Consider the following 12769-nt stretch of genomic DNA (forward strand, 5'->3'; position numbering starts at 1 on the left):
CGTCGTCGTCGGGCGGTCAGGCGACCGGGAGGTTCCGCGCCCACCAGTCGAGCACGTGCTCGAACCGGACCAGGCGGTGCTGGGGCCGACCGGACCGGGTGAGCTCGTGGCCCTCGCCCGGGAACAGCAGCAGCTCGGACGGCACACCGCGGCGCTTCAGCTCGACGAACCAGCGCTGACCCTGCTCGACCGGGCAGCGCCAGTCCTGCTCCGAGTGGATCACCAGGGTGGGCGTGGTCACCTGCCCGACGTGCGCCATCGGCGACTGCGCGGCCACCGCGGCACGCGACGCCTCGTCGTCACCGGCACCCAGGTACTCGATCCCGAAGAACCAGCCGATGTCGCTGGACCCGACGAAGCTGACCGGGTCGAGGAACCCGCGCTCCACGATCGCCGCGACGAACCGGTCGGTCCGCGTCGTCAGCCAGGCGGTGAGGTAGCCGCCGTACGAGCCGCCCATCACGCCGACCCGCTCGACGTCGAGCGCCGGGTCCGTGAGCGCGGCGTCCAGCAGCGCCAGGACGTCGTCGGTGTCCACGGTGCCGAAGCCGTGCCGGATCGCCGTGCCGTGCGCGGAGCCGTAGCCGGCCGAGCCGCGCGGGTTGCCGTAGACGACGGCGTAGCCGGCCTCGGCGAGCGTCTGCACCTCGTCGAACAGGCCGACCGTGTACTGCGCGTACGGGCCGCCGTGGATCATCAGGATCGTCGGGTGCGGGCCCGCGAACCGCTCCGGGTCCGGGGTGACGACCCAGCCGTGCACCGGGTAGCCGTCGGGCGCGGTGGCGTCGAGCTCGCGCGGCTCGCGCACCCGGCCGGTCGCCCGCAGCGGGGCGGACCAGTCGGTGAGCACGCGGGACTCCCCCGTCGCCAGGTCGACGACGTGCAGGTCGCCCGACGTGAGCGGGCCGGCCACCGTCGCGACGGCCACGGGCGCGTCCGCCGCGGCGGCGACGCCGTGCACCGCCACGGGGCCGGTGAGCAGGTCGCGGGTCGAGCCGTCCGCGCGGACCTCGCGCAGGACCACGGTGCCGCGGTGCAGGACTCCGGTCAGCACGCCGTCGGCGGTGACCGCGAAGGTGCCGGGGTCGAGGTCGACGGCCTCGGCGTCGGTCAGCCGGGTCGGGGCGCCACCGGCGGTCGGGGCGTCCGTGCCGGTGGCGAGCGGGAGCCGGTAGAGGCCGGTCTGCGCGGCGACGAAGTCGCGCCCCGTCGGCCCCATGTCCTGCGCGAGGAGCCACACGGTCGAGCCGTCCTGGCTCGGGAGCGCGGCGGCGACGGCCAGCGTGCTGCCGGCGTCGGCGTCCGTCAGCGGCAGCAGCGCGTGGTCGGCGTCCGGCGCGGTGTCCACGAGCACGGCGTCGCTGCGCAGGTCCGCGTCCTTGCCGGCGTGCCGGGCGGCGACGGCCAGCACGTGCCGGCCGTCCGGCAGCCACGCCAGCTGGTCGACGTCCGTGTCGCCCGAGGTGAGCTGCCGGGCGGCCGGGGCGGCGTCCTCGCCCCCGGCCGTGACCACCGAGCGCGCCTCCGGGTCGAGGGGGACGTCGACCACGAACAGCTGGCGCCGCTTGTCGCGGGTGAAGCCCACGCCGTCGTGGCGGTACGGGAGCTCGGTGATGTGCCGCGGCCGCTCCGCGCCCGCGTCGCCGCCGGCGGTGTACCGACCCTCTTCCGGGACGCGCGCGAGGAAGGCCAGCCGGGTCCCGTCGGGCGAGAACCGTGCCGCCTGCACGCCGAGGGGCGCGTCGGTCAGCCGGACCGGCTCGCCGCCGGCGGCCTCGACCAGGTGCAGCTGCGAGCGGCCCTTCGGCTCCGCGCGCACGAAGGCGACCCACCGGCCGTCGGGCGAGATCTGCGGGTCGGTGTCCCGGAAGCCGCGGGTCAGGCGCACCGGCGGCGCGGCGCCGTCGGTCGCGAGCCGCCAGAGCTGTCCGGTGTACTCGTCGGAGTCGAGATCGGGCGCGGTGCGCGCGACGACGGCGAACGAGCCGTCGGGGGCGAGCGCGGGGGCGCCGGGAGCGTGCAGGAGCGAGAGGTCAGCAGGGATCACCCTCCGACGGTAGTACGGCGGGCGGCCGCCGGGGTGGCAGCCCCACGCCCGTGCCCGTCGGCGTCAGGACGCGACGGGTCCCGCATCACCCTCGTCGCCCTGCGAGGAGGCAGCGCGCCGGGCGGCGTCCGCCACCTCGTTCTCCGCCCGCAGGACGGTGATCGCCGCCTCGAAGTCGTCGAGCGAGTTGAACGCCTGGTAGACGCTGGCGAACCGGAGGTAGGCCACCTCGTCCAGGTCGCGCAGCGGGCCGAGGATGGCGAGCCCGATCTCATAGGCGTCGAGCTCCGCGCTGCCGCTGGCCCGCAGCGTCTCCTCGACGCGCTGCGCCAGGACCGCGAGGTCGTCGTCGCTGACGGGCCTGCCCTGGCAGGCCTTGCGCACGCCGTTGACGATCTTCTCCCGGCTGAACGGCTCGGTCGCGCCGGAGCGCTTCACGACGGAGAGGCTGGCCGTCTCGATCGTGGTGAACCGGCGGTTGCACTGCGGGCACTGCCGCCGGCGGCGGATCGACAACCCGTCGTCGGACGTCCGGGAGTCCACGACGCGGGAGTCGGCGTGGCGGCAGAACGGGCAGTGCATGGGGCGCCTCCTGACGGGGGTGGTGTCGGGCGGCCGGGGACGGCGGCGGCGCTGCCGCGCCCGTCCGGACGACCGGGTCACGGTAGGACCCCCGTGCACCGCGGCGCAACACGGTTCCGCGACCGGGTGAACGGGCTGATCAGCGGACCGGTGGACCCACCGGGGAAGACGACGAGGGTGGCCGCTGATGCGGCCACCCTCGTGGGGACGCCCCCGTCCCGTCTCGTCCGGACGACTCGCCTCGTGCGGACGGTTGCTGCACGCCTCCGCGCCGGGCCCGAGAGCCACGACGACGACGCGTCCCTCGCGGCGAGCCCCCCAGCCAGCCGTTCGAGGTGGCACCACAGTAGAGGCGGCCGCGGCAATTACGCAAGCGTCGAGTGCCGTAATCCCGACCGGGGTGCTCAGCGGCCTGACCTGCAGGTCAGAGGTGGATCAGGAGTCGGCCGGGATCAGCAGGACCTGACCGGCCCGCAGCGACGCGTCGGCCAGTCCGTTGAGGTCCTGGAGCCGCAGGACGACGTCGCGGACGTCCTCCCCCGGGGCGGCCAGATCGGAGGCGATCTGCCAGAGCGTCTCGCCGGACATCACCGCGTGCGTCGTGACCTCGGTGGCGCGCTGGGGACCGTCGGCGACCGCGCGGCCGCCCATGATGCCGGCGAGCACCACGCCGAGCGCGAGCAGCACCAGCACGACACGGCCGCGCCGGGTGAGGTGGAGCCGCGTCTCCGGTGCCGCCACCGGCCCCGCCCGGCGCGCATCCCCGTCGCGCCGGACGGGCGCCTGCTGGCGCGCCGGACGGAGGGGGACGACACGGGCCCCCGAGGTGATCCCCGGGTGTGCTGCGACCGCGCTCATCTCCACCACTTCCCCTCTGGGCCGCCCTGCGACCCGGTCGAACGAGTGTTCGTTCGAACGTCTGTACGATGTAACCACGTCGTGCCGCCGATGTCGAGACACGATCGAACAGGTGTTTGATCCCACCGGCCCGGCGCCCTACGCTCGTCGACGTCGGGTACAGCGCACCACGAGGCACTGACACGCCCGCCCGACAGACCGCTCGCGACCGACGCACGGGCGGCCTGACAAGGGCGGACGAACAGGGAGTGGACATGGCGAGCGACGGAACGCAGGCCGCAGCACCGGAGCTGCCGGAGCTGCCCGGGCTGCCCGAGGCGGCCCCCGGCACGGCGACGGCGGTGACCGACCTCGGCGACGGCGACGGCCTGACCCCGCGCCAGCGCCTGGTGCTCGAGACCGTGCGCGCCTCCGTGGAGTCCCGCGGCTACCCGCCGAGCATGCGGGAGATCGGCGACGCCGTCGGTCTGACCAGCCCGTCGAGCGTCAAGCACCAGCTCACCGCGCTGGAGCGCAAGGGCTACCTGCGCCGGGACCCGAACCGCCCGCGGGCCATCGAGGTCGTGCAGCCGGACGACTCGCGCGGCGTCTCCGCGCTGCCGGGCGCGTCCGGCGGGCCCGGTCGGTTCGGTGCGACCGGCCTCGGCGACGAGGACTCGGCCGCCCGCGACGGCGCGCCGGAGGCCGCCTACGTGCCGGTCGTCGGCCGGATCGCCGCCGGCGGGCCGATCCTCGCCGAGCAGCTCGTCGAGGACGTGTTCCCGCTCCCCCGGCAGCTGGTCGGCGCCGGCGAGCTGTTCCTGCTCAAGGTGGTCGGCGACTCGATGATCGAAGCCGCCATCTGCGACGGCGACTGGGTGGTCGTCCGGCGCCAGCCCGTCGCGGAGAACGGCGAGATCGTCGCGGCGATGCTCGACGGCGAGGCGACGGTGAAGACGCTCAAGCGCGCCGACGGGCACGTGTGGCTGCTCCCGCAGAACGCCGCGTACTCGCCCATCGACGGCGACCACGCGCAGGTGCTCGGCCGCGTCGTGTCGGTGCTCCGCAGCCTCTGATCCGACCCGCCCGTCCGGCGACGACGGCCCCGCGCGCATCCGGCGTGCCGGGGCCGTCGTGGTCCGCGGTCAGCCCCGGGGCGCGCCCGCGCCCGGCAGGGCCGCGCCCGGAAGTCCGGCGCCCGGCAGGGCCGCGCGTCGCAGCGCCGACAGCGCGGACTCGACGTCCTCCACGTCGTTCCAGGCGTGGAAGGCCAGCCGCACCCGGCCGGCGCGCCCGGCGACCCGGCAGCCGGCCGCCTCCAGCGCACCCCGCAGCGCGCCGTCGGGGTCCGGCAGCGTGACGACCGCGCTGCCGCCGGGCGCGAGCCCGAGCCCGGCACGGAAGGCGTCGGCGAGCCCGACCGCGTGCGCGCGCACGGCGTCCGGGTCCACGTCGGCGAACGCGGCGAGCGAGGCGGCGGTGCCGAGCCAGGCCTGCCAGGCGGGCGACACGTCGAACCGCCGGGCGTCGGCGGCCAGGCGCATCGCCGGTCCGTAGCAGGACGCCCACGGGTCGTCACCGGCGTACCAGCCCGCCTGGCTCGGCAGCAGCGTGTCCTGCACCTCCTCGCTCACGGTGAGGAAGCCCGTGCCGCGCGGGGCGCACAGCCACTTGTACGCGGCGGTCACGGTGACGTCGTAGCGCCCGGCGTCGACGCGGCGCCACCCGGCCGCCTGGGTCAGGTCGCACAGCGTCCGTGCCCCGGCGGCGCGCGCCGCGGCCAGCACGGCGTCGTCGTCCAGCACGGCGCCCGTCGCGGACTGCACCAGGGAGTACGCCACGAGGTCGGCCCCGGCCGCGACCTCCTCGGCCAGCCCGCCGGCGGGAGCGTGCCGGACCCGCAGCCGCGGGCCCTGCGCCAGGAACGGGAAGACCACCGAGCTGAAGTCGCCCTCCACGCAGACGACGCGCGCACCGTCGGGCAGCGACCCCGCCACCACGGACGCCATCGCGGACACCTGCGACCCGATCGCCACCCGGTCCACGCCCACCCCGGCCAGCGCAGCGAAGCCGGCCCGCGCCTGGGCGACCGCGGCCTCGTAGCGGGGGACGTCGATGCCGCCGGACCCCCAGCGGTCGAGGTCCTCGCGGAGCGCCCGCACGGTACGGCGGGGGGCGAGTCCGGCGGTGGCCGCGTTCAGGTAGCCCGGGGCGGGGTCGAACTCGGCCCGGAGGTCGTCGAAGGAGCGCACCCCTCGACTGTCCCGAACGACGGTGCATGCGTGCAACGGCCAGTCGTCCACGAACCCATGCACCAGGCTTATGGTTCAGCCATGCCCGCCCGGACGCTCGACGCCGCCGCCCTCCGCCTCGTGCGCGCCGTGCACGAGACCGGGAGCGTCACGGCCGCCGCCCGGGCGCTGGGTCTGACCCAGCCCGCGGCCAGCCAGCAGCTCCGCGCAGTGGAGCGGGTCGTCGGCACGCCAGTGGTCCTCCGCGCGGGTCGCGGCGTGCGCCTGACCGACGCCGGGCTGGTGCTGGCACGGAACGCGGCCGCCGTCGAGTCGGCCCTGGACGCCACGCTGGAGGAGGTCGCCGCGGTGGCGAGCCTGCGCGCGGGCCGGGTCCGGGTGGCGGCGTTCCCGTCGGCCGCGGCGACGCTGCTGCCGGCAGCGCTCGCCGCGCTCCGGGCCGCGCACCCGAGCCTCGGGACCACGTTCGCGGAGGCCGAGCCCCCGGAGGCGCTGGCGGAGCTGGTCGCGGGTCGTGTCGACCTCGCGCTGACGTTCCGCGACGCCGGGTCCCCCGCGGGGTCGGCCCCCGGCAGCACCGCCGCGGGCGCCACCCAGCAGGTGCACCGGGTCCCGCTGCTCCGGGACGAGGTGCTCGTGGTGCTGCCCGTCACGGACGGGCGCGCCCCGGGGTCGCCGGTGGACCTGGCCGACCTGGCCGACCGCCCGTGGATCGCCGGCTGCCCCCAGTGCCGGGCGCAGCTGGTCGCGGCGTGCGCGCGCGCCGGGTTCGCGCCGCGGGTCGACTTCGCGACGGACGACTACCCGGCGGTGCTGAGCCTGGTCCGCTCGGGGCTCGGCGTCGCCACGCTGCCCGGCCTGGCGCTCGCCGCGCTCCCGCACCCGGGAGTGACCGTGCACCCGGCCCGGCCGGGCACCGCGCGGGTCGTGGAGGCGGTCACCGCGCCCGGCGCGACCCGGGTGCCCGCGGTCGCCGCGGCGCTCGAGGCGCTGCAGGAGGCGGCCGCCGCCCTGGCGCAGCCGCACGTGCGGCCGGCCCGGGTCCGCGGGACCCGGCCGGCCGGCGCCGGCTGAGCAGGAGTCAGAGGCCGAACCGGCGCGCCACGGCCCGCAGCTGCTCGCCCGAGCGGCGCAGGCCGGCCAGCTCGTCGGTGGACATGGGCACCTGCAGCCGCTCCCCCACGCCCGACCGCCCGACGATCGACGGCACGGACAGGCAGACGTCGCTGATGCCGTGGTACCCGTCCAGCAGGGACGACACCGGCAGGATCCGTCGCTCGTCCTTGACGATCGCCTCGATGATCCGCGAGCCGGCCAGCGCCACCGCGTAGTTGGTCGCGCCCTTGCCGGCGATGATCCGGTAGGCCGACTCGACGACCTCGCGCGCGATGGACTCGCGCACCTCGTGCGTCAGCGGCACGTGCCCCTCGATGGCGTTCCAGTCGAGGAGCGGCACGCCGCCGATGGTCGCCGAGGACCAGAGCGGCAGCTCGGTGTCGCCGTGCTCGCCGGCGATGTACGCGTGCACGTTCTGCACCGCCACGCCCGTGTACTGCGCGATGAGGTACCGCAGCCGCGAGGAGTCCAGCACCGTGCCCGAGCCGAACAGCTGCGTCGGCGGCAGCCCCGAGAACTTCAGCGCCGCGTAGGTGACGATGTCGACCGGGTTGGTCACCATCACGTACACGGCGTTCGGGGCGACCTCCACCAGCGACGGCAGGATCTTCTTGACCAGCGCGATGGTCGCCTCGGCCAGGTCGATGCGCGTCTGGCCCGGCTTCTGCTTGGCGCCCGCCGTGACCATGACGACGTCGGCGTCGGCGCACGAGGCGATGTCGTCGGAGCCGATCACCTCGGCCATCGGCATGAACTGGATGCCGTGTCCCAGGTCGAGGGCCTCGGCCTCCACCTTGGCCTTGTTGATGTCGTAGAGCACGACGCTGCGCGCGGCGCCACGCATGAGCGCGGCGTACGCCATCGTCGAGCCCACCGCGCCGGCGCCGACGACGGCCAGCTTGGTGGTGCGCCGGGGCGAGACGGCGGTCCCCGCCAGCCCGAGCTCGTCGCCCTCGACGTCGTCAGTCTGCTCGCTCACAGCGGTCCCCTTCGTTGCCCGCGCGCCGGATCGGCGCGCTGGTCACGAGGCTAGCGGTCCATCGGGCGGGGTCGCGAGGCGGCGCAGGGCCCCGAGCGCGACCTCGCGGTCCGTGGTGCGCCAGAACGCGGGCAGGGACCGCGCGAGGTACTCCCCGTACCGCGCCGTGGCGAGCCGCGGGTCGAGCACCGCGACCACGCCGCGGTCGGACGTCGAGCGGATGAGCCGGCCCGCGCCCTGGGCCAGCAGCAGCGCCGCGTGGGTGGCGGCGACCGACATGAACCCGTTGCCGCCCGACGCCGCGACCGCCTCGGAGCGGGCGGACTTCACCGGGTCGTCGGGGCGCGGGAACGGGATGCGGTCGATGATCACCAGCTGGTTGGCCCGGCCGGGCACGTCCACGCCCTGCCACAGCGACAGCGTGCCGAACAGGCAGGTCGCCTCGTCCTCGGCGAACGTCCGGACCAGGGTCGGCAGCTGGTCCTCGCCCTGCACCAGGACGGGCACGTCGAGCCGCTCGCGCATGGCCTCGGCGACGGCCACCGCGGCACGCCGGGACGAGAACAGCCCGAGCGTGCGCCCTCCGGCGGCCGTGACCAGCGCCTCGATCTCGTCCAGCTGCGCGTCGGTCGCCGGCTCGCGGCCGGGGGGCGGCAGCCGTCGCGCGATGTAGAGGATGCCCTGCCGCGGGTAGTCGAACGGGCTGCCCACGTCCACGCCGTGCCACGGCAGCGTGGCGGTCGTGGCGGCCGTCGAGGGACGCGTCGCGGGCACGTCGAGGGCGTCGTCACCGCCCTCGCTGCCGCCCGGGGCCGCGACCGCGACGGTGGCGGCGGAGGCGGTGGCCGCGGCAGCCTCCCCGGCGCCCTCGAGGCCGATGCTGCGGGCCATCGACCGGAACTCTCCACCCAGGCTCAGCGTCGCGGAGGTGAGGACGGACGCGCGGCCGGTCAGCAGGTTCGTGCGGATCAGCCCGTTCACCGCCAGCGGTGCGGCGTACAGCCGGGTGGCGCCGTCCCGCTCCCCGCGCGAGCACCAGAGCACCGTGTACCGCTGCTCGTCGGGGCCGGCGGCCATCCGCTCGGCGACCTCGAACAGCGCGAGGACGGCGGACGTGGCGATCTTCAGCCCCGAGTCGGCAGGCGACGCCTCGCCCGCGGCCGGCTTCTCGGGCCGCAGGTCCGACAGCAGCCCGCGCGCCGCGTCGCGGACCATCGCGACCGCCTGCCGGGTGCCCTCGGGCAGACCCTGCGTGAACCGGCCCTCGGGGAGGTGGATCAGCGCGGCACCCAGGGCGGACGCGGCCCCGTCGAGCTCCGTGGTCGTGATGCCGCCGTGCCGGCGTGCCATCCGCCCGGCGTGCTCGACGGAGCCGACGGACAGCTCCGCCGTCGACTGCGCGGTCACGCGGTCGGCCAGCTCGTGCGCCTCGTCCACCACCAGCACGTCGTGCTCGGGCAGCACGTGCGTCGACCCGGAGGCGGCGATGCCGAGCATGGCGTGGTTGGTGACGACGACGTCCGCCGAGCGGGCCGCGGCCTTCGCCCGCTCGGGGAAGCACTCCTCCAGCAGCGGGCACTTCTGCCCGAGGCACTCCAGCGAGGTGACCGAGACCTGGCGCCAGGCGCGGTCGCTGACGCCCGGGACGAGGTCGTCGCGGTCGCCGGAGTCGGTGGTGTCCGCCCACTCCCGCAGCCGCACCACCTGGGCGCCGAGCGCCTCCTTCTCCGGCGCGGCACCGTCGGCACCCTCGGCGGGCTCCGTGGGCGACGGGTGGTCCGCGGCACCGCGGTCCCCGAGGTCGAACAGCATGCCCTGGTCGTCCGGCGGGTAGCCGCCCGCCGTCTTGTGCACGCAGACGTAGTTGTGCCAGCCCTTGAGCAGGGCGACGCGCGGCGGACGCGGCAGCTCGGGTGCGAGGGCGTCGGCGACCAGCGGGAGGTCCCGCGTCATCACCTGCCGCTGCAGGGCGAGGGTCGCGGTCGAGACCACGACGCGCTCGTCCTGCAGGACCGCGTGCCGGACCGACGGCACCAGGTACCCGAGCGACTTCCCCGTCCCGGTGCCGGCCTGCACCATGAGGTGCTCGCCCTTCTCGATCGCCTCGGCGACCTCGCGGGCCATCCGGCGCTGCCCCTCGCGGGGCGAGCCGCCGAGCGCCGCCACCGCCACGTCGAGCAGGTGGTCGACGTCGGGAGCGGGATCAGGCACCCCGACAGGGTAGTCGGCGCGGGGCGGCCCGGCGGACCCCTCAGCGCACCTCGACGGCGGCGGCGGCGAGCTCGGTGGCGAGCCCCTCGTCCACCCGGCCGCGCAGCGCGGTGCCCTGCGGCGTGTGCTCCTCGAGGTCGATCTCGCCGGACTCGTGCACCCGGTGGACCAGGTCCCCGCGGTCGTACGGGATCACGACGTCGACGGTCACGCCCGGGCGCGGCAGCTGGTCGGCGATGACCGCCTGCAGCTGCTCGATGCCCTCGCCCGTGTGGGCGGAGACGACGACCGCGCCGTGCTCGCGGGACCGCAGCCGCGCGACCGCCTCGGGCTCGGCCAGGTCGGCCTTGTTCAGGACGATGATCTCCGGGACGTCCATCGCGCCGGGGATGTCGGCGAACACGTGCCGCACCGCGGCGATCTGGCCCTCGGGGTCCGGGTGCGACGCGTCGACGACGTGCAGCACGAGGTCCGCGTCCGCAACCTCCTCCAGCGTGGAGCGGAACGCCTCCACGAGCTGGTGGGGCAGGTTGCGGACGAAGCCGACGGTGTCCGCGAGCGTGTACACGCGACCGTCGGCGGCCTGCGCGCGCCGGACCGTGGGGTCCAGGGTCGCGAACAGCGCGTTCTCCACCAGCACACCGGCGTCGGTCAACCGGTTGAGCAGCGACGACTTGCCGGCGTTGGTGTACCCGGCGATGGCGACCGACGGGATCGCGTTCTTCCGCCGGGACGCCCGCTTGGTCTGGCGGGCCGGCTCCATCGCGGCGATCTCGCGGCGCAGCTTGGCCATCCGGTCGCGGATGCGCCGGCGGTCCAGCTCGATCTTCGTCTCACCGGGTCCGCGCGAGCCCATGCCCGCACCCGCGCCGCCGACCTGGCCACCGGCCTGCCGGGACATCGAGTCGCCCCACCCGCGCAGGCGCGGGAGCAGGTACTCGAGCTGCGCCAGCTCGACCTGGGCCTTGCCCTCCCGGGACTTCGCGTGCTGGGCGAAGATGTCCAGGATCAGCGCGGTCCGGTCGACGACCTTCACCCGCACCACGTCCTCCAGCGCGCGGCGCTGGGACGGGGCGAGCTCGCCGTCGACGACCACGGTGTCGGCACCGACCGCCGCGACGAGGCCCGCGAGCTCCGCCGCCTTGCCGGAGCCGAGGTAGGTGCTGGGGTCCGGGTTCTGCCGGCGCTGGAGCAGCCCGTCGAGCACCTCGGAACCGGCCGTCTCGGCCAGCGCCGCGAGCTCGCGCAGCGAGATCTCCGCCGACAGCTGCGTGGTACCCGCGGGACCCCACAGGCCGACCAGCACGACGCGCTCCAGGCGCAGCTGCCGGTACTCGACCTCGGTGACGTCCTGCAGCTCGGTCGACAGGCCGGCCACGCGACGCAGCGAGGTGCGCTCCTCGAGGTCGAGCTGCTCGCCGTCGTACGTCGTGTGGACGGTCCCGCCGTCCTGCACCGCCGTGCCCGCCCGCGCGAGCACGCGTGCCACGACGTCGTCGGCGACCTTCTGGGCGTCGCGCGCGGCCTGCTGCGCGTCCACCTCGGTCTCCTGGGCGTCCTGCTCGCGCGTCGAGGGGTTCTGGGGCTCGTTCAAGGGGTTCCTTCGGGGGTTCGACGATCGGTCCGGCGCCGCGGCGCCGTCGGTCCTACAGTGGCACGCGGACCCGCGCGAGGCGAGGCAATTCGCCACCGGCGGACGCGCGGACGCGGACGGCCGGGCGGGTCCGCCGATAGGGTCGCGGGCGTGACCGGCACCGAGCACTACTTCACCGCGGAGCCCGCCTCCCCCGACGAGCGCCGCACGCGCACCGTCCACCTGGCCGGACGCGACGTCGAGGTCGAGACCGCCGGCGGCGTCTTCTCCCCCGACCACCTGGACGGCGGCACCGAGGTGCTGCTGCGGCACGTGCCGGACCCCCCGCACCACGGCCCGCTGCTCGACCTGGGCTGCGGCTGGGGCCCCGTCGCGCTGAGCCTGGGCCTGCTGGCCCCGCACGCCCCGGTGTGGGCGGTCGACGTCAACGAGCGGGCGCTCGACCTCACCCGGCGCAACGCCGCCCGCCTGGACCTGGAGCAGGTGCACGCGGTGCGGCCCGAGCAGGTGCCGGACGACGTCCGGTTCGCCGCGATCTGGTCGAACCCGCCGATCCGCGTGGGCAAGGAGACGCTGCACGCGATGCTCCGGCAGTGGCTGCGCCGCCTCCTGCCCGGCGGCGAGGCGTACCTGGTCGTGGCGAAGAACCTCGGGTCCGACTCGCTGCTGCGCTGGCTCGCGACCGAGCTGGCCGGCGTCGCGGAGGTCGACCGGGTCGCGACCGACCGCGGGTTCCGGGTGCTGCGCGTGGTGGCCGCGGGCTGACGCGCGCTCAGCCCGCGAGCCCGGCGACGGCCGCGCGGGCCTGCGCCAGCGACGGCACGCCCACCACCTGCCGCACCGGGACGCCGGCGCCGTCGAGCAGCACCACGGTCGGGGTCTGCGTCACGTCGAACCGCGCGGCCAGGTCGGCGCGGTCGGCCACGTCGACCTCCACGTGCGCGATCCCGTCCTGGGTCGCGACGACGCGCTCCAGCACCCGGCGGGTCGCCCGGCACGGCGCGCAGAACCCCGACGACAGCTGCAGGAACGTCGCGTCGCGGCCCAGCGGGTGCCGCAGGACGTCGGACGTCAGCGCGGGGGTCTCGGTCGGGAGCACGTCGGTGCAACGCCGGGGCGCCGGGCGGTGTTCCGCCCCGGGGTGCTCCGCG

General features: G+C 76.0%; 11 protein-coding genes. 3 read left to right on the forward strand and 8 right to left on the reverse strand.

From position 1 onward, the window contains the following. Window positions 1–16 precede the first annotated feature (16 nt). The 3 genes from ACWPWW_RS04250 to ACWPWW_RS04260 all read right to left on the reverse strand — a co-directional run bounded on the left by ACWPWW_RS04250 (window position 17) and on the right by ACWPWW_RS04260 (window position 3370). Window positions 17–2047 carry a S9 family peptidase gene (locus tag ACWPWW_RS04250; protein WP_454049095.1) on the reverse strand — a complete coding sequence of 677 codons (2031 nt, stop codon included), beginning with the start codon at window positions 2045–2047 and terminating at the stop codon, window positions 17–19. A gap of 63 nt (window positions 2048–2110) precedes the next feature. After that, window positions 2111–2629 (reverse strand): transcriptional regulator NrdR, encoded by a 519-nt coding sequence (gene nrdR, locus ACWPWW_RS04255; protein WP_454049096.1) that lies wholly within the window; start codon window positions 2627–2629, stop codon window positions 2111–2113. A gap of 435 nt (window positions 2630–3064) precedes the next feature. After that, complete coding sequence (locus tag ACWPWW_RS04260; protein WP_454049097.1) at window positions 3065–3370, reverse strand: LysM peptidoglycan-binding domain-containing protein; 306 nt, start codon at window positions 3368–3370, stop codon at window positions 3065–3067. A gap of 371 nt (window positions 3371–3741) precedes the next feature. Here ACWPWW_RS04260 and lexA point away from each other — a divergent pair, with 371 nt between their 5' ends. Further along, on the forward strand, window positions 3742–4542 hold the full coding sequence (gene lexA, locus ACWPWW_RS04265) for a transcriptional repressor LexA (protein ID WP_454049098.1): 801 nt from the start codon (window positions 3742–3744) through the stop codon (window positions 4540–4542). A gap of 69 nt (window positions 4543–4611) precedes the next feature. On the opposite strand, the gene ACWPWW_RS04270 is transcribed toward lexA, so the two are convergent. Beyond that, window positions 4612–5718, reverse strand: a complete 1107-nt coding sequence (locus ACWPWW_RS04270) for an aminotransferase class V-fold PLP-dependent enzyme (RefSeq protein ID WP_454049099.1) — start codon at window positions 5716–5718, stop codon at window positions 4612–4614. 81 nt (window positions 5719–5799) lie between these two features. Here ACWPWW_RS04270 and ACWPWW_RS04275 point away from each other — a divergent pair, with 81 nt between their 5' ends. Next, window positions 5800–6792, forward strand: a complete 993-nt coding sequence (locus ACWPWW_RS04275; protein ID WP_454049100.1) for a LysR family transcriptional regulator — start codon at window positions 5800–5802, stop codon at window positions 6790–6792. 7 nt (window positions 6793–6799) lie between these two features. On the opposite strand, the gene ACWPWW_RS04280 is transcribed toward ACWPWW_RS04275, so the two are convergent. The 3 genes from ACWPWW_RS04280 to hflX all read right to left on the reverse strand — a co-directional run bounded on the left by ACWPWW_RS04280 (window position 6800) and on the right by hflX (window position 11618). Beyond that, window positions 6800–7771, reverse strand: coding sequence for an L-lactate dehydrogenase (locus ACWPWW_RS04280; protein WP_454050394.1), 972 nt, complete (start codon window positions 7769–7771; stop codon window positions 6800–6802). 84 nt (window positions 7772–7855) lie between these two features. Further along, window positions 7856–10024, reverse strand: a complete 2169-nt coding sequence (locus ACWPWW_RS04285) for an ATP-dependent DNA helicase (protein ID WP_454049101.1) — start codon at window positions 10022–10024, stop codon at window positions 7856–7858. A 40-nt stretch (window positions 10025–10064) separates the two neighbouring features. Then, entirely contained in the window at window positions 10065–11618 is a 1554-nt protein-coding gene (hflX, locus tag ACWPWW_RS04290; RefSeq protein ID WP_454049102.1) for a GTPase HflX, read from the reverse strand. Window positions 11619–11768: 150 nt separating this feature from the next. Between hflX and ACWPWW_RS04295 the strand changes: the two genes are divergently transcribed. Further along, window positions 11769–12383: a class I SAM-dependent methyltransferase gene (locus ACWPWW_RS04295; protein ID WP_454049103.1), complete on the forward strand. Its 615-nt coding sequence runs from the start codon at window positions 11769–11771 to the stop codon at window positions 12381–12383. Window positions 12384–12390: 7 nt separating this feature from the next. On the opposite strand, the gene ACWPWW_RS04300 is transcribed toward ACWPWW_RS04295, so the two are convergent. Beyond that, window positions 12391–12717, reverse strand: coding sequence for a thioredoxin family protein (locus ACWPWW_RS04300; RefSeq protein ID WP_454049104.1), 327 nt, complete (start codon window positions 12715–12717; stop codon window positions 12391–12393). Between the last annotated feature and the right edge of the window lie 52 nt (window positions 12718–12769).

This window comes from Cellulomonas sp. Marseille-Q8402 (genome assembly GCF_965119525.1).